The following is a 23,421-nucleotide window of genomic DNA, read 5'->3' on the forward strand; positions in this document are numbered from 1 at the left end:
GATTAGGGATGAAATGAACGCCTCCGGTCCATGGCGTACTGGCCATAGCGTGGCGCACGATGAAGCAGTTTTTACACAATTTTTCGCCGCTTAACCTGCAGCTAACTGCATGGACTCATACCAGACGGCAATTTCATGTATAGCCAACAACCTACCAATGTGGGGCCGTCGACGCGTTTGCTTGTACATATCGGCCAAGATCAGCGCGCCCACTTATACGGAAAGTTTGAGGCTGGCCGGCGTCCTCAGCGGTGCCTGGCCCGGTAGAGCAGCGCAAAGAAGTACTGGCGCTGGGTCATCGCCGCAAACGCCGTGGCCGAGCCGCCCAGCCGGGCTGCAACCACCGTGATCCAATCCTGGTCGGGCATGTAAAGCACCGGAAACACTCGGCTCAGGTAGCTGACCTCGCGACCGATCGCGCCGCGACTGGCACTCTCGATTGACGCCTGAAGCAGCGCCCGCACATGGCGCCCGCCATAGCCGCCGAGGTTCAGCGCCCCACCGGGACCGAGCAGTCCAGCCTGCGTCGGGTAGTAGCCGGTCAGCGCGCCGCCGAAGTTGTTGACGCCCCAGGCGTTCTGATCGGCCGCCGCGGCGCTGCCCTGATCGTTGTAGTCGGCCGTGAGCACACCGAAGCTGCCTGTTAGAAATCTGACATCTATGCCGGCGTATTGCCTGGCGTCCGCGGCGAAGAGCCGCGACTCGCGGATGCCGATCGGCGAGACCGACGCCGACAGGTTGGCCCAGGTGAAGCTGATCGGCGTGCCGGCCGGGATCCCGGCGCCGCACTCGCCGGCACCGACCCCCGGGCGGATGCAGGTTGTCCGCCCGCCCGGGCGCACGCGCCAGCCGTGTGCGCGCAGGGTCGCCACCGCCCGGCCCGGATCGTAGGGCCACGGCACCTTGGTCGCCGAGGCGCTCAGGTACGGGGAGCGTGGCGCCACCGGCACAGGCCCATGCTCGGGCACCGCCCAGCCGTGGTAGACGCTGCGGATGATCTGCGGCTGGTCCACCAGCTCGGCCAGCACACCACGGATATAGGGCTGCGCGATGACCCTGTCAAAGTCGTCGGTCGCGTCCTTGAAGTTGATGACCCCGCCGTACCAGCCCCACCCGGGCCCGCCGAACACGTCAAGCCCGTGACGCCGGAGCCCGGCGATCGCGGAAAGCTGCGTGCTCGGGTCGAGCGAGCCGAGCTCGAGCCGGCCCGTGCGCAGCGCCGCGAGCATCGCCTGCGGGTCGCTGTAGGTCCTGACCGACACGCCCGCAAGCAGCGGTCGGGGCCGCAGCCCGTAGCGTGGGTTGCGCACCAGCTTGTAGGCGCCGCTTGAGGCGTTGAACGAGGCCAGCTCAAACGGCCCGTCCACCACCTTCCAAAGGGGATTTGAGGCAAACGTACCCGTGTCCGCGCCCTGAGCCTGCAGGTATTTGAAGATCGCAAGCGCGGCGGCTGGGTCGCTGGCCCAGGTGGTGACGTGCGCACCGCCGGTGGCATCGACGTTCCACACGGTGCTTGGCAACGGGTACAGCCCGGCACCAACGTCCTCGAGCTGGTCGGCGGTGAACCACTCCGGATTCACACGGTGGGTGAGCGTCAGCACCACCGTGCGTCGCCCGCGCGCGCTCACAGCTGCCACGTCGCTGGGGAACTGCCCGGCCTGAGACTGGCACCAGTTTGCAGGCGAAGCGCTCACCGCCGCCCGCAGGAGGTCGATGTCAAAGATCAGGTCGCTCGCGTCAACGGGGGCTCCGTCTGACCAACGCAACCCCGGCTTGAGCGTGATCGTGACCGTGCGGTCTCCGTCTGAGTACACCGGCAGCCGCGCCGCGCTCAGCGCCTCGTTCACCGCGGGCGTGACGCCTTTGGGCCCGGCGTAGAGCGGCACGTACTGCTGCGAGATGAAGTCGAGCGTCGGCGTTGTGCAGCCCGCGCCGCCGACCACCGGCAGGATCTGCGCGGGTGTCTGGCCGGCGAGCTGGCCGGCTGTGATCGTGCCGCCGCGCAGGGGCGTCCCGCGAGCCGGCAGCGTGCCAGCGATCCCCGCGATCCGTGGTGCGTGATGGTGATGGCCATGGCGCACGGCCACAGACGCGCTGCCGCAGCCCGCCACGGCCGCGGCCAGCGCGGCGGCCAGGGCCGTGGCGACCAGCGGCTTGTGGGCGACGCCAAGGCGCCGGCCGGCGCTCTGACCCGCGCCCGGCATCCGGCTTCAGCTCCGCACGAGCTTCTTGTAGGTGAGGCGATGCGGCCGGTCCGCCTCGGCGCCGAGCTGCTCGTGACGGAAGCTCTCGTAGGCCTCGAAGTTGCCCTCGAACCAGCGCACCTGCGAGTCGCCCTCAAAGGCGAGCACGTGCGTGGCGATGCGGTCCAAGAACCAGCGGTCGTGGGAGACGACCACCGCGCAGCCGGCGAACGCGAGCAGCGCCTCCTCGAGCGCGCGCAGCGTGTCCACGTCCAGGTCGTTGGTCGGCTCGTCGAGGATCAGGAGGTTGCCACCGGAGGCGAGCAGCTTGGCCATGTGCAGGCGGTTGCGCTCGCCGCCGGAGAGGGCCCCGACCTTCTTCTGCTGGTCTGATCCCTTGAAGTTGAAGCCAGCGACGTAGGCGCGGCTTGCGACCGTGCGCTCGCCGAGGACCATCTGGTCAAGGCCGCCCGAGATCTCCTCCCAGACGGTCTTGGCGGGGTCCAGCGCGTCGCGCGACTGGTCGACGTAGGCCAGCTGCACGGTCTCACCGACCCGGAAGCTGCCGGAGTCCGGCTGCTCGGCGCCGGTGATCATCCGCATCAGCGTCGTCTTGCCGGCACCGTTGGGTCCGATCACGCCGACGATCGCCGCCGGCGGCAGGCTGAAGCTGAGGTCATCGATCAGGAGCTTCTCGCCAAAGCCCTTGCGCACGTTGCGCGCCTCCACCACGACGTCACCGAGCCTGGGGCCCGCCGGGATGTGGATCTGCACCTGGTCGAGCTTGACGTTTCGCTCCTGCGCGAGCAGTGCCTCGTAGGCGTTCAGGCGCGCCTTGGGCTTGGCGCGGCGGGCGCTCGCGTTCATCCGCACCCACTCGAGCTCCTCCTTGATCGTGCGCTCGCGCGCGAGATCCTTGCGCGCCTCCTGTTCGAGCCGCTTCTGCTTCTGCTCGAGCCAGCCGGTGTAGTTGCCCTGGTAGGGGATGCCGCGACCGCGATCCAGCTCGAGGATCCAGCCGGCGACGTTATCCAGGAAGTAGCGGTCGTGGGTCACCGCGACCACCGTGCCGCGGTAATCCTTGAGGTGCTGCTCCAGCCAGGCGACCGACTCGGCATCGAGGTGGTTGGTCGGCTCGTCGAGCAGCAGCAGGTCGGGCTCGGACAGCAGCAGCCGGCAGAGCGCGACCCGGCGGCGCTCGCCGCCCGAGAGCTTGGTCACATCCGCGTCGCCGGGTGGGCAGCGCAGCGCATCCATCGCGTAGTCGAGCTTGGTGTCGAGGGTCCAGGCGTCGGCGGCGTCGATCTGCTCCTGCAACCGCGCGAACTCGGCGGCGGTCTCGTCGGAGTAGTTCATCGCCAGCTCGTTGAAGCGGTCAAGCAGCGCCTTGGTCTGCGCCACACCCTGCTCGACGTTGCCACGCACGTCCTTATCCGGGTCCAGCTGCGGCTCCTGCTCAAGCAGCCCCACCGTCGCGCCGGGCGCGAGCTGCGCCTGACCGTCGTAGTCCTGGTCCAGGCCCGCCATGATCCGCAACAGCGTCGACTTGCCGGCGCCGTTGTAACCGAGCACGCCGATCTTCGCGCCGGGCATGAACGACAGCGAGATGTCAGTGAGGACCTGCTTGTCCGGTGGATGCCGGCGCGAGAGCCTGTAGGTCGTGTAGATGTACTGCGAGGACACCGCGCCCGAGGGTAGCGAGCCGCGCCCGGACGCTCACAATCCCGGCGGATGGCGGACCACAAAACCGGCGGCGGAGCGCACCAGCGGATGCCAGCCGATGCCGTCAGCCCCGTCTCCCGGCCCAGCGGCGTTCCAGGTGTCCCAGCGCAAACCCGCCACGTACATGAAGACGTGCGTGGCGCTCGCATAGATCGTCACCCAGCGCCCCGGCCCCGGTTCGCCCCATCGCTCAAAGTCACCGGAGGTCAGGTCCGCGCCGGCCGGGAGCAGCCCGCCCCCGTAGAGCAGGTGCGCGACGCTGCTCGAGCAGTCATACGAGGCGGCAACCACATCAAGCGGTACGCCGTGCCCGCCGCCGTACACGTAGGGTTTGCCGACGATCTGGTTGCCCGAGGCGATGATGCCCCGCACGGCGGCGGGCGCACCGGCGGGCGCCGCAGCAAGCCCGTCGGCCAGCAGCAGCGCGCGCGGGCCGCTCGTGAGCGGAGCCGCGCCCGCGCAGTCCGCTGCGGGCAGAGCAATCTGGACCGCGCCAGCCCAGCGGCCGTGCTCGTAGGGGATACCCAGTGCGGCCGCCAGCCGCCACCAGAGGTCGATCACGCGCGGCAGGCCAGCCACCGGGCCGCCACCCAGGCCGATGTCCTCCTTGCGGGCCACGATCGTCGCCCCGCCGGCGCTGATCGCAAGCGCTGTGCCGTAGGGCAGGCCACCGAGCGAGTCTGCCGCCGCGAACGTCGTCCCGCCCAGCTCCGCGAAGCTATCCGGGTGCGCCAGCAGGTTCACCCCGGAGGCGCCAACCGTGCCGCTTGAGGGATCACCCGGCCCGCCGTACTCGGTCGCCCCAACCGTGACCGGCACACCGCAGACGAGCTGTTGCCCACCAAGCGCCCCGCCCACGGCAGGCGCCCCGCCCACGGCAGCTGCCCCGCCCACGCCAGGCACCCCGCCGAGCCCGACCACCGCACCGACCAGCGCCAGACACAGCCCTCCCGCCACCAGCAGAGCACCCGCCGCGAGCGCCGCCGCGATCCTTGCCAAGCCTCCCGAACGTCCACCGACCACCCGCGCGACGCTACGCCGGCGCCAGCCCGCGACCGCCGCGGACCCTCCGATTGGCACGCAATTGACACACCTGCAACCGGGCATCCAACAGCCGCCTGGGCGCTACCTTAAGCGGTTGATGGCGCGCATCCTGGACCTCGAACAGGCCCTCCTGCTGCTCGAGTTGGAGGCGCCCTTCGACAAGCGCGAGGTGCAGCTTGCGCGCCGCCGCATGGCCAAGGTCTGGCACCCGGACATCGCCCCGCCCGGCCGCCAACACGAGCATCAGCGCCACCTGCAGGCGATCAACGAGGCCGCCGACGAGCTCGAGCGTCTGGCCGAGGGCTCCCGCAACGGCCGCGTCACCCGCAACGCGGTCAAGGTCTCCGCCGCCGCCGCCCGGCGCGCCCGCGAGGAGGAGGGCCGCCGCGCCTACGAGGCTGAGCAGCGCGCTCGTGAGCAGGCCGCCGACCGCGCGCGCCACGACCCCTTCGGCTCGCGCATGCCCGACCACTCGGTCGTGCACCGCTACGCGCGCTGCACCTCCTACCCCGAGTGGGGCGTGGGCACCGTCAGCGGCATCTACTTCTCCGGCGAGGGCGACGACGTGCAGCAGTGGGCGCGCATGTCCTTCCAGGTGGGTGTGCGCACCGTGCCCGCCGGCTCGCTGCAGTTCGTGGACTTCTCAAAGCCCGACCCCGGCGCCGAACGCGTCGAGCGCTTCATGACCGCCGCCCAGCATGCGCTGGCCGAGGGCAACGCCGAGCTGGCGGCCAAGCGCCTGATCTACGCCCGCGACGCCGACCCCACCAACCCGGCCGTGCTGCGGCTGCTCACGGTCGCCTTCTGGCAGGCCGGCAACCTGCCCGCCGCCGGACGCGCGGTGCGCGACTGGGGCCGCGCCGAGACCGACCGACCCACGGCGGAGCGCTACGCCTCGCGCATCTACGAGGACATGGGCGCGATCGACCTTGCCGCCGAGGCGGCGCAGCGCGTCACCGAGCGCACCCCCGCCGACGGCTCCGCGTGGGCCCGCCTCGGCCGCCTGCGCCTGCGCCTGCTGCAGCGCGCGGGCGCGATCGAGGCGCTCGAGCGCGCCCGCCTGATCGAGCCGACGGTGGAGGTCATGCTCGACCTGGCGCTCGCCCACCACCTCGCTGGCGACGTCGGTGCCGAGGTCTCCGCCGCGCAGGCGGCCACGCTGATCGCCCCCGACTCACCGCTGGCCTGGTCGGCGCTCGCCCACGCGCTGGCGCGCACCGACCGCCCGCGCGAGTGCATCGCCGCCTGCGAACGCGCGCTGCAGCTGGGCTCAGACGCCGAGGTCAGCGAGCTGCTCGAGCGCGTCCGCGCAGCGCTGCCGCAGGAGCTCGCACCCGCCGGCTAGCGGCTTGCATCGCTCGCGTTCGCGCGGTCGTGCTCGATCGGCCGGCACCGCTTCGCCGGGAGCACGAGCGTCCCGCTCGCGGCGCTGTGAGGGCAGCGCACGCATGCGCCGACGCTTCCTGTCGCGGCTTTCATCAACCGCCTCTCGCCCCCAAATCACCGCCTGAACACGAGCTTTGTGCATTTCGCGCGCTCCAGCCGCCCGAAATGCACAAAGCTCCCAAAGCCAAAGAGATTTGGGGGCGAGAGGTCGCTCGCGGGGGGCCTGAGACACCGCTCCCGCGAAGCCACCATCGGCGCAAGCGAGCAGCGCGCCCGCAGATGACCACGGCTCGGGCGCCGGTCACAACAACGCGCGCCGCATGGCGGGTCGCCGGGGGGTGACGCGGGGCTGCCCGGTAACGCCGCGGCGAGTTAGGGGCGCAACGGTGCCGACGTAGCGCTGAGCCGGACCAGCGGTCGGCCGCGCGGTTCGTGCTGCCCTCGACGGCCTCGCGATCAGGTGCACGCCCCCAGATGCACCAGCCGCTGTCCGGGCGCCACACGACTCAGTGCTCAGCGCCTCAGCGTGCGTCCGGGGCATGAGCGCACGCGGCGCCCGGGTTCGACGCGACCCCACGCTTTCCGCGTGTGCGCTTGACCGGCGGCCTGCCTTGACCGGCGGCCCGCTGGCCGCCGGTCAGACCAGAGCGTCCGGCAGCTCGGCCAGCACCCCGAGCAGCTCACCGACGCGGCAGACCAACAGGCGCTCCTCGTCGACCTCGACCCAGGCGCCAGCGCTGGCCGGAAAGACGACGTGGTCGCCGCGGCTGACGGGCATCTTGACGCCGACGTGATCCCACCAGTCAAGCCCTGGCCCGACCGCCAGCACGATCCCGTGCTGGGGCGGCGGCTCGTCGTTACCGGGCGGCACCAGCAGGCCGGAGCGGCGGACACGATCGGGGTCAAGCTCCTTGATCACAACCCGGTCAAACAGAGGGCGCAGTTCGTGGCGCATGGGGATGCGATCCTAACGAGGATCTGCTGTGATGCAGTCGATGAGTGCTCCGAGCCTGCACGCGGACATCGAAGGCTTCCTAGCGCCCCTGCGCGACGCCAACGCGCTGACGGCGGCCGTGATGGTCACCTCGGTAGACGGTCGCGCGACGATCGCGGGGCGTGTGGGCGAGCTGACGGGCGACGCCGATCAGCAGGTGCTGCTCGGCGCGCGCGAGGCCGCGGCGGCGGTGATCGTCGGTGCGAGCACGATCGCGGCCGAGGGCTACGACCGGCTGCTGGACGACCAGGCGCGCGCCCGCCGGCAGGCGCGCGGCATGACGCCCGAGCCGGAGCTCGTAAGCGTCAGCCGCTCGGGCCCGCCGCCGCCCGAGCTGATGGCGGACCTGCGCAGGCGCCACCCGGACGCCCTGCTTATCTGCGAGGGCGGGCCGCGCCTGCTGGGCCTGATGGTCAGCGAGCACCTGATCGACCAGCTCGTCCTGGGTATCTCGCCGCTGCTCGTGGGCGACGACTCGCAGAAGCGCCTGCTCGAGATCGCGCAGCCGCTCGGCATCGAGCTCGAGCTGCTTGGCCTGGCACTAAGTGGCGATCACCTCTTCCTGCGCTACGGGATCCTGCGCTGATGCGACTGCGCCTTGGAGGACACACGCTCGAGCTGGTCCCCGGTGAGCCGCTCGTGATGGGCATCCTCAACCTCGGCCGCGACTCCGTCGCGGACTCGCGCACGTTCGCGGGTGTCGATGAGCAGGTGCGCCGCGGTCAGGAGCTCGCCGCAGCCGGAGCCACGCTGATCGACGTCGGCGTGCTCTCCGGCCGCACCGACACCGAGCCGGTGAGCGTCGATGAGGAGATCGACGTGCTCTGCCCGGTCGTCGCAGCGCTCGCCCAGGCTGGGCTGATCGTGTCGGTCGACACCTGGCGGGCGCCGACCATCGCCGCCGCCGTGGCCGCCGGCGCGGCGCTCGTCAACGACACGAGCGGTCTGCTCGACGCGACGGTCGCCGACATCGCCGCGCAGAGCGGAGCCGGGCTGGTGCTGATGCACACCCGGGCCAAGCCCAAGCAGGAGTACTTCCCCGTCTACGCCGACCCCGTCCGCGACGTCGTCGAGTTCCTGCGCGAGCGGATGGAGATCGCCACCGCGCACGGGGTGACGGCGGAGCAGATCCTGCTCGATCCGGGGCTCGACTACGCCAAGGCGCCGCTCGAGAGCATCGAGGTGCTGCGCAACCTCGATGCTCTGGCGGCGCTGGGCCGGCCGCTCTTGCTGGCGGTCTCGCGCAAGTACTTCATCGGCATGCTGACCGACGCGGGGCCGGAGGAGCGCCTTGCGGGCACGCTGGCGGCGGTCGAGTTCGGGGTCAACGCGGGCGCCCAGGTCGTGCGCGTACACGACGTAGCCGAGGTGACCCAGTACCTGCGCACCCGTGCGGCACTGCGCGGCGACGGCGAGCTGGTGATGCGCGGTCGCCGCGACGACGAGCGCCTGAAGTGGATCGCACCAAAGCATTAGCGCGGGTGAGCGCCCTGGCGCAGCGGCCGAGCACGGCGCGGTGAGGTGAGCCCCCGAAGCAGCGGCGAGGGGGCGAAAGACTGAGCTGGCACTCAGTAATTTGCTACAGTGCGGCGCGCCCCCTCAACCTCTCTCCTGCGAGGCGCCCTTCCATGATCTCCTTCACGCGTTGGTGCATACGACATCGCCGCCTGGTGGTGGCCGCGTGGGTGGCGATCGTGATCGTCACAAACCTGGTCTCCTCGGCAGTCGGGCCGCAGTACGCGACCAACTTCACGCTGCCCGGAACGCAGTCACAACACGTGACCGACCTGCTGACCAGCCAGTTCAAGGCCCAGAGCGGCGACGTGGACACGATCGTCTTCCGCTACGCGCGCGGCAGCTACAACTCGCCGGCCGTCAAGCCTGCGATCGAGGCGCTGCTCGCCAAGGTTGCCCACGACCCGCATGTCGTCAGCGTGCTCAGTCCGTACTCGCCCAGGGCGCGTGCGGTGGAGGTGTCAAAGAACGGGCACATCGCGTTTGCGACGGTCGACTACGCCAAGCGGGCTAACCTGCTGCCCGACAAGACCGGCAAGCCGGTGCTCGCGCAGGTCAAGGCCGTGCACGTCCCTGGCCTCCAGGTGGCCGCCGGCGGCCAGGTGATGGAGCAGGCCGAGGGCTTCAACATCGGGCCCGCGACGATCGTCGGCGTGCTCGCCGCGATGGTGATCCTGCTGATCACGTTCGGCTCGCTGGTCGGGGCCGGGCTGCCGCTTTTGACCGCCGGCCTCGGCCTGATCAGCGGCACGGCGCTGATCGGCGTGGCGACGCACTTCGTGAGCATGTCGAACGTCTCACCCGAGCTGGCGCTGATGATCGGGCTCGGCGTGGGGGTCGACTACGCGCTCTTCATCGTCACACGGTTCCGTGAGAGCTACGCGCGGGTGGGCGAGGTCGAAGCGGCCGTGGTCGAGGCGATGGACACCTCCGGGCGCGCGATCCTGCTCGCCGGCTCGACCGTGATCATCGCACTGCTGGGCATGTTCGCGACCGGCGTGCAGTTCATGTACGGGCTTTCGATCGCGTCGATCATGGCCGTGCTGCTGGTGTTGCTCGCGTCGCTGACGGTCGTGCCGGCGCTGCTCTCGCGCTTCGGCGCGCGGCTCGTGCGCAGGCGCGGCCAGCAGGCGACGGCGGGCGCCGCGGTTGCCGGTGCGGATGCCGGCGCGATGGCGCTGGCGGGCGCTGGCCCAGCTCCCGGCACCGTTGAGAACGAGTCGCGCTGGCGGCGCTGGAGTCTGCTGGTGCAGTCGCGCCCCAAGACGCTGGCGCTGGCGTCCCTGGCGGTCATGCTCGCCTGCCTGATCCCCTTCTTCTCACTGCGGCTTGACACCTCCGACGCCGGCAACGATCCCTCCGGCAGCAGCACGCGCCTGGCCTTCAACCTGCTGTCCGAGGGCTTCGGAGCCGGGTTCAACGGGCCGCTGCTGGTGGCCGTGCAGTTGCCCCACGGTGCTTCGGCCAGCGCCACTGCCGCTGTCGGCCAGGTCCGCGCGGCGCTCGCCAGGACTCCGGACGTGGTGGCTGTGACGCCACCACGCTTATCGCCCTCCGGAACGGTCGCGGTGATGGAGGCCTACCCGCACTCCTCGCCCCAGGCGGCTGCCACGGTCACGCTCGTCAACCGGCTGCGCGACGAGGTCTTCCCGCCGCTTGCGCGACGGCTGGGCGTGCAGGCGGCAGTCGGCGGGTTCACCGCGGGCTCGATCGACTTCTCACACGTGCTCTCGGTCAAGCTGCCGCTGTTCATCGGGCTGGTCGTCGTGGTCTCGGCGCTGCTGCTGCTGGTGATCTTCCGCTCGCTGGTGATACCGCTGCAGGCGGCGGTGATGAACCTGCTCAGCATCGGCGGCGCCCTGGGGGCGACCGTGGCCGTATTCCAATGGGGTTGGCTCGGTGGACTGCTCGGCGTCTCGCCGGGTCCGATCGAGCCGTGGATACCGGTCCTGATGTTCGCGGTCGTCTTCGGCTTATCGATGGACTACGAGGTCTTCCTGATCTCCCGCGTGCGCGAGGAGTGGGTGCACCGCGGCGACGCAACAGCAGCGGTTGCCGACGGCATCGCGTTCACCGGACGCGTGATCACAGCCGCCGCCGCGATCATGGTCTGCGTCTTCCTGTCGTTCATGCTCGGCGACGAGCGCACGATCAAGGAGTTCGGCTTCGGTCTGGCGATCGCGGTCTTCCTCGACGCGCTGGTGGTGCGCTGCGTGATGTTGCCGGCTGTCCTGCAGATCCTCGGCCGGGTGACCTGGAAGCTGCCGGCGTGGCTGGACGCGCGCCTGCCCGAGTTCAATATCGAGGGCTCTTCGCCAGCCCTGACGCCGATCGCACAGGACCCAGGCCCCGCCCGCGAGAGCAACGGGGACTCGGAACTGCACGCGAGTCGAGATCCTGAGCCGGTCCAAAGGTCCTAGCCGCCGGCGCGGCCGCGCTCGCGCACTTCTCGCGTGCGCGGCCGCACCGCACGCGCCGTAGCCTTACGTGCGGATGTCAGACGAGGACGCGCAGGCGGCAGGCAGCTCGGCGCTTTCCTGGCTGCTCGGCGGCACCGGACTGGTCGCGTTGGCAGTGGCCGTCGCGCTGCACCCGGACGGTGCGCGGGCTGCCGCCGGCCAGGACTGGCCGCCGTTTGTGCTGGTCGCCGGGCTGCTGCTGATCGGGCTGGTCAGCCAAGAGGACGGGCTCTTTGCCGCGGGCGGCCAGCTGCTCGCGCGGCGGGCCGGCGGCGGCCTGGCGCTCTACGCGGGTGCGGTCGTAATGATCGCGGTGGTCACGGCGCTGCTCAACCTCGACACGTCGGTCGCGTTCCTGACCCCGGTGCTCGTCTATGCGGCGCGCAGCCGCGGCGAGGGCGAGGCGCCGCTGCTCTACGCGAGCATCCTGCTGGCCAACGCGGGCTCGCTGGTGCTCCCGGGCTCGAATCTGACCAACCTGATCGTGCTCGGGCACGTGCACATGAGCGGCGGCGCGTTCTTCCGGCGCATGGCACCCGCAGACGTTGTCGCAGTGGTTGTGACGGCGCTTGTCATCGCGGCGCGCCACCATGCGCAGCTGCGCGCCCGGGCGGCGGCGCCGAGCTCGCCGGGGATGCAGGCGCGCTGGGGCGTCGGTCTGGTGGCGGTGCTCGCCGCGACCGTGCTGGTGGTGGCGCTGCGCAACGCCGCCCTGCCGGTCGCGGCCGTGGGTGTGCTCGCGGTGGCGGCGCGGCTGGGCGCCTCGCGAGCAGCGCGCGCCCGCGCCCTGGAGGTTCTGGGGGCGCCGGTGCTGGTCGGGCTGTTCGGGATCGCGGTCGCGCTTGGGACGCTGGGACGCGCCTGGGCAGGGCCTGCGCTTTTGCTCTCGCACCTCGGAACCTGGGCCACCGCCGCGCTGGCGGCCGGGGCGACCGTGCTGGTCAACAACCTGCCGGCCGCCTCGCTGCTCTCGGCGCGCGCGCTGCCCCACCCCTTCGCGCTGCTGGTGGGCCTCAACATCGGGCCGAACCTGTTTGTCAGCGGCTCGCTGGCGTGGGTGCTGTGGTGGCGCTCGGCGCGCACGGCCCAGGCGCGACCGTCGCTGCGAGCCGGCGCCGGGCTCGGGCTGCTCTCGGCGCCGCTCGCGCTGGCGGCGGCGATGGCCGTGCTCACACTGAGCGGGGGTGCGGGCCATTGACCGCCGCCGCCAAGCGGATCCTGGGACGCCGGGAGCCCTCCGGCGGCCCGCTTCGCCGGCCGACAGATCGCCGAGTCGCTCGCTGCGCGGCCGGCGGTCGTAGGACTGACACCAGGTCCGCCGGCCTACCAGCGATAAAGCAGAGCGGGCACACGCTCCTCGTTGTCGCTGCTCGACGTACCCTCCCACCTGAATCCGTGCGCCTCGTAGAACCGGCGGGCACCCAGGTTGCTTTCAAACGTCCACAGCTCCAGGCTGGCTCGACTGCCCTGGACCACCGCCAGCAGCCGCGAGCCATGCCCTCGTCGCTGGCTGGCCGGAGCGACATAGAGCTGTTCGATCCGATGCGCCTTCAGCGCGAGCATCCCGACGGCGACGTCACACTCCGTCGCCACCCAGACCTCACAGGAGGGCATCAGCAGCTCCCGGATCCAGACCCGGACGTCGTCGTCGCTGTGCGCCGATGGCGGCATGCCGGGCGCGGCGTGGCGAGATGCGAGCCACAGATCGGCGATCACCCCCGCCTCCTGCGCCCGCGCGCGGCGGCCAACGCAACACACGCGTGACCGCGTCGAGGAGGAGGGTCGATGTTTGCCAGCTCGGGCGCCGCGCAGCTCGCATACGACGTCAGTGGCGAGACCGGCGGGTAGGATGTGCTGTTGATCCACGCGGGCGTCAGCGACAGGCGCAGCTGGGATACGGTGGTGGGCGCGCTCACACCGCGTCACCGCTGTGTCGCTTTTGATCAGCGGCGTTTCGGGGAGACGCTTCACGAGCCCGGGGATGGTTGGTCGCCCGTGGCGGACGCGCTGGCGGTGATGGACGCAGCGGAGATGGCTCGTGCCGTTGTGATCGCCTGCTCGATGGGCGGCAGCCGCGCGCTGGACCTCGTGCTCGCTGCCCCTGACCGCGTCGCGGGGCTCGTGCTGATCGGCACCGGAGTTCGCGGTGCTCCACCCTTTGACCTGGACCCTGACGGAGCCCTCGTGCAAATCGTCGCCCAGCTCGAGGCCGCCGAGGAGCGCGGCGACGTGGACGAGGTTCTGCGCCTGGAGACGCGCATCTGGCTTGACGGTCCCACCGCTCCAGAGGGACGGGTCGGTGGCGCGGCTCGAGCCAGCTTCGAGGCAGCCAACAGACATGCCACGGAGGCTCCCGGCCCGGGCGCCGAAGCAGAGTTTCCCGATGCCTGGCCACGGCTGGGCAAGATCGCCGTCCCGACTTTGGTGATGACCGGCCGGCTCGACGTCGAGGACCTCCGCGCGATGAACCCGCTGCTTGCCGAGCGGATCCCCAGCGCCCGCTTCCACTGGCTTCACGGCGTCGCCCACGTGCCCCAGGTGGAGGCCGACGCGGCTACGCTCGCGGCGATCGCGGAGTTCGTCGACTCGATCACCTAGGCCAGGCTGGAGCCATACACATGGCTCTCAGCAGATGCTTCAGGCCGGCCGCGCGTCGCCGCTCACGACGAGGTCCGCGGCGCGGTCCGGCCGCTGCGCGGCGATGTACTCATCCTCAGCACGCATCCACTCCTGCCAGAGCGCGAGCGCCTGCTGTCCATCTCGCTGCAGGCCGCGCCGCAGGCGTTCGGCGCGGCTGGTCCGTACCCACACGCGGGCCGAGAGGTAAGTGGCGAGCGCGCTCTGGGATGAGCCGACACCTTCGATGATGAGGAACTCCTGCGGGTCCATCTCATGCCATTCCGCCAGCCTCCTCGACTCCCAGTCGTAGCGCTGGTAACGCGCCGGAACCCCGCTGGCGAGCGGCGCCAACACCTGGCCGAGCAGGCGCTGATACCAGTCAAGCGGGTTATCCCACGCGGCGAAGTCGTCGGTGTGCAGGATGGCTACCTCGCCGAGCGTGCGCGCCACTGCGATCGCGATGGTGCTCTTCCCTGCGCCGCCGGGCCCGTCGATCGCGAGCACCCGGCAGCGCATGCCCGGTGGTGGCGGGGCGCCGCGAATGAGCGCGACCACCCGCTGCACCGTAGCCTGGGCAACGGTCCTCGCCCTTGCCTGGTCGCGAACGTAGACGTAATGGCGCCCCTCCTGCCCCGGGATCGTGACCCCTCGCCCTCGCGCCTGAAGCCCAGCTTCTGAAGACAGCGCCAGGAGCGCTCGTTCGCCTCCGAGACATCGACGCGCACGCCGGCCACATCACCCCGGCCGGAGCAGAAGCGGTCCAGAAAGGCTTCGATCAGGACCGGGCCGAGACCGCGCCCAATCAGCTCAGGCTCACCGATCAGGTAGTCGATCCCGACCTCGCCGATGCGGCCGCCCACAGCGGCCGCGTTGTCTGGAAAGTCGCTCCAGCGGTAGATCTGGATCAGGCCGATCGGCCGACCCGCGAGCGAGGCGACAAAGCGCCGGACGGCATCACGCTCGCCGAGCGGGTCCTCCTCGGCGCCGGCCGGCGGCCCAAACCAGGGTGCCACATGGTCCGCTGCGAGCCAGCGCGCGAGCGTGCCGAGGTGCTCGTGGCGCAGCGGCTCGAAGGAGAAGGAGTCGTGGCGTAGGTTCTCGGTCACAGCGTCGCGAAGCCTAGGGCCGCGCGCGCGACCGGTGACCGGGCGTCCGTTGGCGACCGAGCACGTTGGCACCGTTTGCGTGCGCTGGGGCAGCCAGCCCGGCTGATAGCCAACCGGCACCGACGGACCGATCCGGGCGTAGGCCACCTCCGCGTCCTGCGTGTCCTGGGGCGGACTCGCGTCGTGGCGCGCCGCAACCGGGTCCGTGAAGTACGAGGTTGGCGCTGCCTGTGTCAGCAGACGACGGGATCCGGCACACGGGAGCACGCACGGCCCGGCGCCCGCACCGACGAAGTCGTGCCCGGTCCCCGGCGGGCAGTGCACGAAGTCTCACTGCGAAGGCGCCCGCTCCTGGCCCTCGATGATCAGGATCGCCTCGCCCGCGAGCACCAGGAACCCCTCCTGATCGGCCTCGGCGTGGTAGGTGGTGCTGGGCTCGCCGGGCGCAACCACGCGGATCGACAGCCCGAGCATCGGGAACCAGGCCTGGGCCTGTGCGGCATCGATGCCTGTCAGCGGCACCCGAACCCCGCTTCCTGGCCGTGGCTGCACCGCGTGCGCTGCGTGAACTCCGACCGGCCACTCAGCCACCTACTCCGGTCAGCTCGGACCGCGTTCTGTCCGAGGCGCTCCGGCTGATCATGGTCAAGGCCGACGGCTCTGTTGCGCTCCACGCGGCCGCCGGTGACCACAAGCCTCCGGACTGCAGCTAGCTGAGTCCCCGGAGGTCCTCGACCTCACACGGAGGATCGTCCAGCCCCAGGATCTCTGGATCTCCAGTCCAAAGAGTCAAGCCGTGGGCGACGGCTGTCGCCAGAGCGAAGCAATCTGCGAGCGCAATCGGGTTGGCCGCCTTGAGTCGGGCGGCTTGAACACAGCGGGCTGGCGTGGCTTGGTCCGCGACCACCTTGCTCCGGAGGTCAGCCAGCGTCCCGTCGGCAGCTTCGCGACCGCGCATACGCTCCAGCCTGTAATAAACCTCTGCGAGATTGATCCAGCTGACAGTTGGGCGTGCGTCGATAATTCCGTTGATGCGCGTGAGCGCAGGTTCACGCCCACGCAGCCATTCGATCAACGCCCACGAATCGAGGCAGACGCTCACCGACGATCGTTGGCCAGATCCTCGGCCACCTCACGAGCGTGATCCTCCATCAGGCCCGTGAGCAGATCGGTGTCGGCGTATCGGCCGCCAAGCGGGCGCATCTCCCTGGAACCTCGGGACAATACGACCTCTCCGTCGCGCAGCTCGAACTCGATCGGATCCCCCGGCTGCAACCCAACCTCATCTCGGATCGCCTTGGGCACGACGACCTGCCCCTTGGCGCCCATCGTCGTAGTCATACCGAAGAAGTATAACCGTGCTCGCTGTCAGTGACAGCCGGTACCGTTGGCTTGCTGATGCGACTGATCGTTGCCAGATGCTCGGCTCAATACTCGGGCCGGCTCGACACGGTGCTGCCCGAAGCGCTTCGGCTGATCATGGTCAAGGAGGACGGGTCGATCCTGATCCACGCAGACAGCGGCGGCTACAAGCCGCTGAACTGGATGACTCCGCCGACGGTGATCGAGCAGGAGGGAGAGCCACCGCAGCGGATCGTGGTACGCAAGCACGCCGGCCGCAGTGAGGACCGGCTGCAGATCATCCTGACCGAGGTTTTGTCCGATGTCACCCATGACATGGGCAGCCCGGAAGAGGCCGCCGGCCTGGCCAAGGACGGCGTGGAGGCGCACCTGCAGGAGCTCTTGGCCGAGCGACCCCATCACTGTGGCGAGGGGCTGCGGCTGGTCAGGCGCGAGTGGCCAACAGACATCGGCCCGGTCGACCTGATGTGCCGCGACGCGGACGACGAGTGGGTTGCGGTTGAGATCAAGCGCATCGCGACGATCGAGTCGGTAGAGCAGATCACGCGCTACCTGGAACGTCTGAGAACCGACCCGCAGTTCGCCAGCTGTCGCGGCGTGCTGGCGGCTCAGTCGATCAAGCCACAGGCCCGCGTGCTCGCACAGTCGCGGGGAATCGACTGTGTCGAGGTCGACCTGGCGGTGCTGCGTGGCGAGCGCGAGCCGGAGCTGCGACTCTTCACAGCATGAGCGAACCTGAGCCGCACCCAGATCAGCCGGTCCTGACAGAGCGCCACGAGCGCACCCTGATCATCACCCTCAACCGACCCGCACAGCGCAACGCGATCAACGCCGCGGTCGCGCACGCCGTCGCCGCGGCGCTGGACGAGCTCGATGCCGACCCCGCACTTGCGCTCGGCGTGATCACCGGCGCGGGCGGCTACTTCTGCGCCGGCATGGACCTCAAGGCCTTTGCCGCGGGCGAGCGCCCCTGGGTCGACGGCCGTGGCTTTGCGGGCATCGTCGAGCGCTCCGCCGACAAGCCGCTGATCGCCGCCGTCGAGGGCTTTGCCGTGGCCGGCGGCCTCGAGATCGCGCTCGCGTGCGACCTGATCGTCGCCGCCAATGGCGCGAAGCTCGGCATCCCCGAGGCCAAGCGCTCGCTGGTCGCAGCCGGCGGTGGCCTGCTGCGCCTGCCGCGCATGCTGCCCCGCAACGTTGCCAACGAGCTGGCGCTGACCGGCGACCCACTGAGCGCCGAGCGCGCCCATGCACTCGGGCTCGTCAACCGGCTTGCCGAACCAGGCGAGGCACTGGCCCAGGCGCTGGAGCTGGCTGCCACGATCGCCGCGAACGGACCCCTGGCGCTCGCCGGCAGCAAGCGGATACTGCGCGAGTCGGCCGACTGGCCCCAGGCCGAGGCATTTGCCCGCCAGGCCGAGATCTGGGAGCCGATCTTTGACTCAGAGGATGCACGCGAAGGCGCGCTCGCGTTCGCGCAGAAGCGCGCGCCGGTCTGGCAGGGCAGATAGCGCATCCAGCTGCCGGCGCTGCGTGTCGGGACTTTGTCCAACAGCCTCTGGCCCCCAAATCACCGCACGAACGCCAGCTTTGTGCATTTCGCGCGCTCCAGCCGCCCGAAATGCACAAAGCTCCCCAGGCGGAAGAGATTTGGGGGCTGGAGGCTGCTCATCGGCAGCAGGAGGCCGCTCATCGAGGGAGAGCGCGACCCGCCTTGCGCGGGAGCGCCTCAACCCTCACCAAAGGCCGTCGCGACCAGCGACCGGGGTCCGCCGTGGTCGCGGTGCTCACACAGGTAGATCCCCTGCCAGGTGCCGAGCGCCGGGCGTCCCTGGTGCAGCGGGAGCACCAGCGATGGCCCGAGCAGCGAGGCCTTGATGTGCGCCGGCATGTCGTCTGAGCCCTCGAGCGTGTGCGTCCAGTAGCGCGCCCGCTCGGGCACCGCATCGTCAAACCAGGACTCGAAGTCGCGCCGCACGTCGGGTGAGGCGTTCTCGTTCAAGGTCAGCGAAGCGGAGGTGTGCTGCAGCAGCAGGTGCAGCAGCCCCACCCGGATCTGAGCGAGTCCGTCGATCCCATCCAGGATCTCCCGTGTCACGAGGTGAAAGCCGCGCGAGCGCGGCGCCAGCGTGATCCTGCCCTGGACCCAGATCATGGGATCAGCGGTTGTGGTTGAGGAGTTCGACGTTGTGGCCGTCGGGGTCGAGCAGGAATGCGCCGTGGTGGTCGAGCAGGAATGCGCCGTGGTCGTCGAGCAGGAATGCGCCGTGGTCGTCCTCCGCGTAGGCGGCGCGCGGCCCCGGCGAACCCGCGTCAGGAAAACCGGCCTCGATCCCAGCCCGCCAGAACGCGTCCACCATCGCGCGACTCGACGCGCGCAGGCCGACGTGAAGAGCGCTCGTCAACGGGTGCTGTGCATCGGCAGTACCGATCCACCAGTCCTCCCAGCCGACCATCAGCTCGTCCGCGTGGCTCGGCTCGCGCCCGAGGACCGACAGCACTGTGCGGTAGAAGTCCGTGGAGGCGTCCAGGTCGCTGACCGCCACACCAACGTGGTCGAACACCGTCAGGAGGCTACCGGCTGAGCCGGTTTGGAGCCAGGCTCGCGGCCGCACAACCGCACAGGCTCACGGCACGCGCTACGGTCGCACCAGCGGCGTTGCGCGAGCGAGCTAGGAGACGGCGCCCACGGGCACCAGACCCTCTCCGGGGCCACCCCGGGGAAACAGCATGACCAAAGCAGCGCAGCGCGAGCCCGTCGCTGCATCCTGCAGATGCAGTGGAGGGCGCGCAGGACCAAGTGCAGTCGGCGCGCAACGCCGCCATCATCTCCACTGATGTACCCGAGCCGCGTCCGCGCCGATATCGCCCGCTGCCTGGCGCGAGCCCTGCTCGCGGGCGTGTGGGAGGAGCCGGCGTTGGTGCAGCGCGCGCACGACGCGCTTGACCAGCACCAGCCCTGGCTTGCCCGACTGGTGCGCGAGGTGATCGCCGCCTACCCACGCGCGCCCACCGACCGCCCACGCGAGCTCGCAAGACACATCGACGCGCTGCTCGCCGCCGAGCCGCCGAGCGAGCAGGCCGAGGCCCCCCACCCGCACCCCCGCCGCTGGCACGCGCCAAGCCCCGAGATGGCCCGCGGCCACTGGCCGGTGCCACCGATCGCCACCACCGGCGAGCTCGCCAAGCGGCTCGGCCTGCGCGACGGCGAGCTTGCCTGGCTGGCCGACGCGCACGCACTCGAACGCACCGCGACCGACGAACGCCTGCGCAACTACCACTACGCCACGATCGCCCGGCCCGCTCGCGCCCCCCGCGTGATCGAGCGCCCCAAGCATCGGCTGAAGTCGGCGCAGCGCCAGGTCCTGCACGAGATCCTCGACTGGATCCCCGCGCACGCGGCGGCGCACGGATTCACGGCGGGCCGCTCGGTCATAAGCCACGCCTCGGCGCACACCGTAAGCCACGTGGTGATCCGCATCGACCTGCAGGACTTCTTCGCCTCGATCCAGGCCGGGCGTATCTACGGCATCTTCCGCAGCGCCGGCTACCCCGAGTCGGTCGCGCACACGCTGACCGCCCTGGCCACCAACGTGGTCTCGGCCGCCTTCTGGAACTCCCTGCCACGGCCGCCCGAGCCGGCAAACCTGACCGCCCACCACCGGCTGGGCCGCCAGCTCGCCACGCCGCATCTGCCGCAGGGCGCGCCGAGCTCACCGGCGCTTGCCAACCTCGCGGCCTTCGGGCTTGACCGCCGGCTCACCGGACTCGCACGCACCCTGGAGGCGACCTACACCCGCTACGCCGACGACCTCACCTTCTCAGGGTCACAGCGCCTCGTGCGCCAAGCGAAGCTGCTTCGCCGCGCGGTGGCCGACATCGCCCGCGAGGAGGGGTTCGCGATCAACGAGGCGAAGTCGACGCTGGTGACCCAGGCCGGGCGACAGCGGGTCTGTGGGGTCGTGGTGAACCGGCACGCGAACGTCGCGCGCGATGAGTACGAGCTCCTGAAGGCGATCCTTCACAACGCGGCCCTGCACGGTCCGGTCTCACAGAACCGCGATCAGCTGCCGGACTTCCGCGCCCACCTGCTGGGACGGATCTCCTGGGTCGCCGCGCTCAACCCGCAGCACGGCGCCAGGCTCCGCGAGCGGTTCGCGCTGATCGACTGGCATCAGTGAGGCGCGGCTGGAGCGGTGAGGTGCCGCTGGAAATCGCCGGAGTACAGGACCGGCACGCACCCCACGGCGCGGTTGAGCTCGAGGATGTGGCCGTTGTCCTGGGCGTTCTCGGTGACCACGGCGGTGATGTCCGGGCGGGTTTCCTCCAGCAGGCGCAGCGCCGCCACCTTGGCCAGCGCGCCCAGGCCACGCCCGCGGTGGTTGCGGTCAACGACCGTGCCCTGCTGGAAGGCGGCATCCGGCGCGCTGATCCGCGTGAGGATGCTCGAGAAGGCGACGAGCGCCTCGGCCGGTGAGAGCACCGCCGCGTTCACCTTCACGCGGCCGCTTTCAGCGAGGATCCGCTCGTCGTCGCGGATCGCGTCGGGGTCGGGTGTCTCGGCCGGGCGCTCGAGCTCGCCGTGCGGCTCATCCTCAGACAGCATCGCGTGCAGCACCGCCCAGCCCGCGAGCAGCTCCTGCGGCACCGGCCCGACCCAGCTCCTGGTCGTGTACCCCGCCCGCCGCGCGGCGCGCTGGGCAAGCAGGGCGTCCAGGCGGCCGCGGTCGGTGGGCAGCTCGAGCTTCAGCCTCACGCTCGTGTGGGCGAGCCTGAAGCCGCGCGCCGCCGCAAAGCCGACCGGCGCCGAGCCCGAGCCGTCCGGGCCGTGCTCGGCTGCCCACACCGCCGTGGAAAGAAGCAGCGTGCGCCCGTGGGTGGCGGCGTGACGCTCCATGGCGGCGAGCACGCGGCTGCCGTGGCCGCGGCGGCGCTGCTGCGGAAGCACCCTGGGGGTCAGGTAGGCGAGGTGGGGGGCGTCCCTACGGCCAAGCGCCGCCCAACCGCTGGCAACCGGCTCATCGCCAGCGAAGCCCAAGAACGCGGTGAACTCAAAGCGCGCTGTGGGTGCCGCCAGGACCTCACGGATCTCCGCCACCGGCGCGGCCACAAACGTCTGCGGGTTGTCAGCCTGGCCGACGGTTACGTAGATCCGGTGCAGGGCCGCCACCGCGGCCGCATCGGAGGGGTCGACCACGACGATCCGCACCGCGCCGAGCCTACCGCGCCAGGGCGGCCAGCCGCGGCTGGCCGCCCGGGCGACCGACTCAGGCGGGCATCAGCGCCGGATCCTCGGGCGTACCGACGTCCGGGTCATCAACCGTCCGGACAGGGCCCTTGAAGGTGTGCTTGGCCTTCAGCTCCCAGGCGATCCACACACCCAGCGCCAGCACGATCGTCACCACCGGCGCATAGTTGAAGTCGCTCCAGCTGAAGCTCGAGTTCCAGGGCACCGCCGCCGGCGAGCCGGGCAGACAGAAGATGATCACGCACAGCACGACCCAGGTGACCGCGACCAGGTTGATCCAGCGGTAGTGCTTACCGAGGTTCCAGACCCCCGGCTCGAAGCGGTCGCCCATCCGCCAGCGCAGGAAGACCGGCAGCACGTAGGCGATGTAGAGGCCGATCGTCGTGATCGAGGTGACCGCGTAGAAGGCGACCGGCGTCCCGATCTTGTTGCCAAACAGCGCCGGGATGGTGATGATCAGCGACCAGGTGACGACGAAGAGGACCGACCAAGTCGGGGTCTTCTTGGCGCTCAGCCGCCGCCAGAGAGCATGGCCAGGGACGGCACCGTCACGCGAGAAGGCAAACACCATGCGTGAGGCCGCGGCCACGCAGCCCATCCCGCAGAAGAGCTGCCCGACGGTCGCGATGTCCAGCACCAGCTTGGCAAAGCCGGGGCTGAGCGCCGACTCGATCACCGCCACCGAGGTGCCGCCGGCACCGTTGATCGCCTTGATGTGCGTAGCGGCGAAGGTGATCGCCAAAAGCACCGCCCAGCCGCCGACGGCCGAGTAGAGGATCGAGCGGTAAAGGCCGCGGGGCGCGGCGACCTCGGCCTCGCGCGTCTCCTCCGAGAGGTGTGCGGAGGCGTCGTAGCCCGTGAAGGTGTACATCGTCAAGAGAAACCCGAGCGGCAGCACGTAGAACGCGTACATGCCGCCGGGGAAACCGCTGTAGTTTGAGCGGTGCCCGAACACCCACGCGAAGCTCTGGTGTGAGGCCGGCGCGAAGGCCATCACCGCGACGATCACGATCACACCGCCGAGCATCCACCAGGCCGAGATGCGGTTGAGCAGCGAGACCAGGTGCGAGGAGAAGACGTTGATGACGCTGTGGGCCGCGAGGATCAGCACGAACAGCACGAAGGTGTGCTGGAGGATCGCCGACGGGCTCGTGGTCGCGAAGTTCAAGACGAAGTGCAGGCCGTAGAGCGCCAGCACGGAGTTCAGGAAACTGGCTGCGCCGTAGTCGACCGCGGCGGTGATCGCGACCAGGCCGAGCAGGTTGAACCAGCCCGTGAACCAGGCCCAGCGGACGCCGCCGAGCCTGTAGGCCCAGTAGTAGATCCCGCCCGCGGTGGGGTACTTAGAGGCAAGCTCGGCCATCGACAGGCCGACCAGCAGCACCAGCAGGCTGATCACCGGCCAGCCGATCGAGATCGCCACCGGCCCCCCGTCGTTCCAGGCCTGGCTGTAGGTGGTGAAGCAGCCGGAGAGGATGCAGATGATCGTCAGCGAGATGGCGAAGTTGGAGAAGCCGCTCCAACCGCGCGCGAGCTCCTGCTTGTAACCGAGTTCGGCTAGACGCTGCTCGTCTGCCGTGAGACTGCGATTGGCCATGCGATCTCCCTGGTCGTGTGATCTGGGTCCATCGCCCGTAAATGACCGCGAGCCGGACCTTTACGGGCGACATCGTCGCAAATGCCACGATCGCGCGTCAAGCACCAACGCGAAAGTCCTCCCCCGACAAGCCCGGCAACCGGTCCATTTTCGCGCTATTTGCGGGCTCTACAGCCATCCGCAGCC

The 23,421-nt window shown here is 70.2% G+C and carries 23 protein-coding genes; 9 read left to right on the forward strand and 14 right to left on the reverse strand.

The features are described 5' to 3' along the window. Positions 1-245 precede the first annotated feature (245 nt). Genes M3M54_RS10095 through M3M54_RS10105 form a run of 3 tightly spaced genes read right to left on the reverse strand, consistent with a single transcriptional unit; the run spans position 246 to position 4,904 of the window. Positions 246-2,204 carry an ABC transporter substrate-binding protein gene (locus M3M54_RS10095; RefSeq protein WP_249018916.1) on the reverse strand — a complete coding sequence of 653 codons (1,959 nt, stop codon included), beginning with the start codon at positions 2,202-2,204 and terminating at the stop codon, positions 246-248. Positions 2,205-2,210: 6 nt separating this feature from the next. Beyond that, on the reverse strand, positions 2,211-3,866 hold the full coding sequence (gene ettA / locus M3M54_RS10100; RefSeq protein WP_249018917.1) for an energy-dependent translational throttle protein EttA: 1,656 nt from the start codon (positions 3,864-3,866) through the stop codon (positions 2,211-2,213). Positions 3,867-3,899: 33 nt separating this feature from the next. Further along, the gene (locus tag M3M54_RS10105; protein ID WP_249018918.1) at positions 3,900-4,904 is read right to left on the reverse strand and encodes a hypothetical protein; all 1,005 of its coding nucleotides are present in this window, start codon (positions 4,902-4,904) and stop codon (positions 3,900-3,902) included. Between the two features lie 142 nt (positions 4,905-5,046). Here M3M54_RS10105 and M3M54_RS10110 point away from each other — a divergent pair, with 142 nt between their 5' ends. Then, complete coding sequence (locus tag M3M54_RS10110; RefSeq protein ID WP_249018919.1) at positions 5,047-6,294, forward strand: tetratricopeptide repeat protein; 1,248 nt, start codon at positions 5,047-5,049, stop codon at positions 6,292-6,294. A 678-nt stretch (positions 6,295-6,972) separates the two neighbouring features. Here M3M54_RS10110 and M3M54_RS10115 read toward each other — a convergent pair. Then, positions 6,973-7,290, reverse strand: a complete 318-nt coding sequence (locus M3M54_RS10115) for a co-chaperone GroES family protein (RefSeq protein ID WP_249018920.1) — start codon at positions 7,288-7,290, stop codon at positions 6,973-6,975. Between the two features lie 40 nt (positions 7,291-7,330). Between M3M54_RS10115 and M3M54_RS10120 the strand changes: the two genes are divergently transcribed. From M3M54_RS10120 to M3M54_RS10135, 4 genes are all read left to right on the forward strand, one after another. Next, positions 7,331-7,915, forward strand: a complete 585-nt coding sequence (locus M3M54_RS10120; protein WP_249018921.1) for a dihydrofolate reductase family protein — start codon at positions 7,331-7,333, stop codon at positions 7,913-7,915. Then, positions 7,915-8,805, forward strand: coding sequence for a dihydropteroate synthase (gene folP / locus M3M54_RS10125; protein WP_249018922.1), 891 nt, complete (start codon positions 7,915-7,917; stop codon positions 8,803-8,805). The genes M3M54_RS10120 and folP overlap by 1 nt, the downstream gene beginning before the upstream one ends. 152 nt (positions 8,806-8,957) lie before the next feature. Continuing rightward, positions 8,958-11,264, forward strand: a complete 2,307-nt coding sequence (locus M3M54_RS10130; RefSeq protein ID WP_249018923.1) for an MMPL family transporter — start codon at positions 8,958-8,960, stop codon at positions 11,262-11,264. Between the two features lie 73 nt (positions 11,265-11,337). Beyond that, entirely contained in the window at positions 11,338-12,501 is a 1,164-nt protein-coding gene (locus tag M3M54_RS10135) for an SLC13 family permease (protein WP_249018924.1), read from the forward strand. Positions 12,502-12,626: 125 nt separating this feature from the next. Here the strand turns inward: M3M54_RS10135 and M3M54_RS10140 are convergent, their stop codons facing one another. Beyond that, a complete protein-coding gene (locus M3M54_RS10140; RefSeq protein ID WP_249018925.1) occupies positions 12,627-13,061 on the reverse strand; it encodes a GNAT family N-acetyltransferase in 435 nt (144 codons plus the stop codon). 99 nt (positions 13,062-13,160) lie between these two features. On the opposite strand from M3M54_RS10140, the gene M3M54_RS10145 reads away from it, so the two are divergent. Beyond that, positions 13,161-13,901, forward strand: coding sequence for an alpha/beta fold hydrolase (locus M3M54_RS10145; RefSeq protein WP_249018926.1), 741 nt, complete (start codon positions 13,161-13,163; stop codon positions 13,899-13,901). Positions 13,902-13,940: 39 nt separating this feature from the next. On the opposite strand, the gene M3M54_RS10150 is transcribed toward M3M54_RS10145, so the two are convergent. The 5 genes from M3M54_RS10150 to M3M54_RS10165 all read right to left on the reverse strand — a co-directional run bounded on the left by M3M54_RS10150 (position 13,941) and on the right by M3M54_RS10165 (position 16,369). Beyond that, positions 13,941-14,372: a uridine kinase gene (locus M3M54_RS10150; RefSeq protein WP_249018927.1), complete on the reverse strand. Its 432-nt coding sequence runs from the start codon at positions 14,370-14,372 to the stop codon at positions 13,941-13,943. Then, positions 14,348-15,352 carry a GNAT family N-acetyltransferase gene (locus M3M54_RS10155; protein WP_249018928.1) on the reverse strand — a complete coding sequence of 335 codons (1,005 nt, stop codon included), beginning with the start codon at positions 15,350-15,352 and terminating at the stop codon, positions 14,348-14,350. The genes M3M54_RS10150 and M3M54_RS10155 overlap by 25 nt, the downstream gene beginning before the upstream one ends. 6 nt (positions 15,353-15,358) lie before the next feature. After that, positions 15,359-15,550, reverse strand: a complete 192-nt coding sequence (locus M3M54_RS10160) for a hypothetical protein (RefSeq protein WP_249018929.1) — start codon at positions 15,548-15,550, stop codon at positions 15,359-15,361. A gap of 187 nt (positions 15,551-15,737) precedes the next feature. Then, positions 15,738-16,130 (reverse strand): type II toxin-antitoxin system VapC family toxin, encoded by a 393-nt coding sequence (locus M3M54_RS16955; RefSeq protein ID WP_371878573.1) that lies wholly within the window; start codon positions 16,128-16,130, stop codon positions 15,738-15,740. After that, on the reverse strand, positions 16,127-16,369 hold the full coding sequence (locus tag M3M54_RS10165; protein ID WP_249018930.1) for an AbrB/MazE/SpoVT family DNA-binding domain-containing protein: 243 nt from the start codon (positions 16,367-16,369) through the stop codon (positions 16,127-16,129). Before M3M54_RS10165 ends, M3M54_RS16955 begins: the two co-directional genes overlap by 4 nt. Positions 16,370-16,426: 57 nt before the next feature. Between M3M54_RS10165 and nucS the strand changes: the two genes are divergently transcribed. Together nucS and M3M54_RS10175 are read left to right on the forward strand one after the other, a co-directional pair. Beyond that, positions 16,427-17,119 carry an endonuclease NucS gene (gene nucS, locus M3M54_RS10170; protein WP_249018931.1) on the forward strand — a complete coding sequence of 231 codons (693 nt, stop codon included), beginning with the start codon at positions 16,427-16,429 and terminating at the stop codon, positions 17,117-17,119. Continuing rightward, a complete protein-coding gene (locus tag M3M54_RS10175; protein WP_249018932.1) occupies positions 17,116-17,901 on the forward strand; it encodes a crotonase/enoyl-CoA hydratase family protein in 786 nt (261 codons plus the stop codon). Before nucS ends, M3M54_RS10175 begins: the two co-directional genes overlap by 4 nt. Positions 17,902-18,119: 218 nt before the next feature. Here the strand turns inward: M3M54_RS10175 and M3M54_RS10180 are convergent, their stop codons facing one another. Further along, positions 18,120-18,545 (reverse strand): secondary thiamine-phosphate synthase enzyme YjbQ, encoded by a 426-nt coding sequence (locus M3M54_RS10180; RefSeq protein WP_249018933.1) that lies wholly within the window; start codon positions 18,543-18,545, stop codon positions 18,120-18,122. A gap of 4 nt (positions 18,546-18,549) precedes the next feature. Continuing rightward, entirely contained in the window at positions 18,550-18,954 is a 405-nt protein-coding gene (locus M3M54_RS10185; RefSeq protein ID WP_249018934.1) for a VOC family protein, read from the reverse strand. 273 nt (positions 18,955-19,227) lie between these two features. Here M3M54_RS10185 and M3M54_RS10190 point away from each other — a divergent pair, with 273 nt between their 5' ends. Further along, positions 19,228-20,571 carry a reverse transcriptase family protein gene (locus M3M54_RS10190; protein ID WP_249018935.1) on the forward strand — a complete coding sequence of 448 codons (1,344 nt, stop codon included), beginning with the start codon at positions 19,228-19,230 and terminating at the stop codon, positions 20,569-20,571. On the opposite strand, the gene M3M54_RS10195 is transcribed toward M3M54_RS10190, so the two are convergent. Together M3M54_RS10195 and M3M54_RS10200 are read right to left on the reverse strand one after the other, a co-directional pair. Further along, positions 20,565-21,599 carry a GNAT family N-acetyltransferase gene (locus tag M3M54_RS10195; RefSeq protein WP_249018936.1) on the reverse strand — a complete coding sequence of 345 codons (1,035 nt, stop codon included), beginning with the start codon at positions 21,597-21,599 and terminating at the stop codon, positions 20,565-20,567. The two genes, M3M54_RS10190 and M3M54_RS10195, sit on opposite strands and share 7 nt — an antisense overlap. Positions 21,600-21,657: 58 nt before the next feature. Further along, positions 21,658-23,235, reverse strand: coding sequence for an amino acid permease (locus M3M54_RS10200; RefSeq protein ID WP_249018937.1), 1,578 nt, complete (start codon positions 23,233-23,235; stop codon positions 21,658-21,660). Between the last annotated feature and the right edge of the window lie 186 nt (positions 23,236-23,421).

It is taken from the genome of Conexibacter sp. S30A1 (assembly GCF_023330665.1).
GTDB lineage: Bacteria > Actinomycetota > Thermoleophilia > Solirubrobacterales > Solirubrobacteraceae > Palsa-465.

What these genes read in the sequence shown, in the direction of transcription:
- M3M54_RS10130 (WP_249018923.1), top strand. Translation starts at nt 8,958, where the DNA reads ATGATCTCCTTCACGCGTTGGTGCATACGACATCGCCGCCTGGTGGTG.
- M3M54_RS10180 (WP_249018933.1), bottom strand. Translation starts at nt 18,545, where the DNA reads ATGATCTGGGTCCAGGGCAGGATCACGCTGGCGCCGCGCTCGCGCGGC.
- M3M54_RS10120 (WP_249018921.1), top strand. Translation starts at nt 7,331, where the DNA reads ATGAGTGCTCCGAGCCTGCACGCGGACATCGAAGGCTTCCTAGCGCCC.
- M3M54_RS10165 (WP_249018930.1), bottom strand. Translation starts at nt 16,369, where the DNA reads ATGACTACGACGATGGGCGCCAAGGGGCAGGTCGTCGTGCCCAAGGCG.
- M3M54_RS10115 (WP_249018920.1), bottom strand. Translation starts at nt 7,290, where the DNA reads ATGCGCCACGAACTGCGCCCTCTGTTTGACCGGGTTGTGATCAAGGAG.
- nucS (WP_249018931.1), top strand. Translation starts at nt 16,427, where the DNA reads ATGCGACTGATCGTTGCCAGATGCTCGGCTCAATACTCGGGCCGGCTC.
- folP (WP_249018922.1), top strand. Translation starts at nt 7,915, where the DNA reads ATGCGACTGCGCCTTGGAGGACACACGCTCGAGCTGGTCCCCGGTGAG.
- M3M54_RS10190 (WP_249018935.1), top strand. Translation starts at nt 19,228, where the DNA reads ATGTACCCGAGCCGCGTCCGCGCCGATATCGCCCGCTGCCTGGCGCGA.
- M3M54_RS10175 (WP_249018932.1), top strand. Translation starts at nt 17,116, where the DNA reads ATGAGCGAACCTGAGCCGCACCCAGATCAGCCGGTCCTGACAGAGCGC.
- M3M54_RS10110 (WP_249018919.1), top strand. Translation starts at nt 5,047, where the DNA reads ATGGCGCGCATCCTGGACCTCGAACAGGCCCTCCTGCTGCTCGAGTTG.
- M3M54_RS10200 (WP_249018937.1), bottom strand. Translation starts at nt 23,235, where the DNA reads ATGGCCAATCGCAGTCTCACGGCAGACGAGCAGCGTCTAGCCGAACTC.
- M3M54_RS10095 (WP_249018916.1), bottom strand. Translation starts at nt 2,204, where the DNA reads ATGCCGGGCGCGGGTCAGAGCGCCGGCCGGCGCCTTGGCGTCGCCCAC.
- M3M54_RS10135 (WP_249018924.1), top strand. Translation starts at nt 11,338, where the DNA reads ATGTCAGACGAGGACGCGCAGGCGGCAGGCAGCTCGGCGCTTTCCTGG.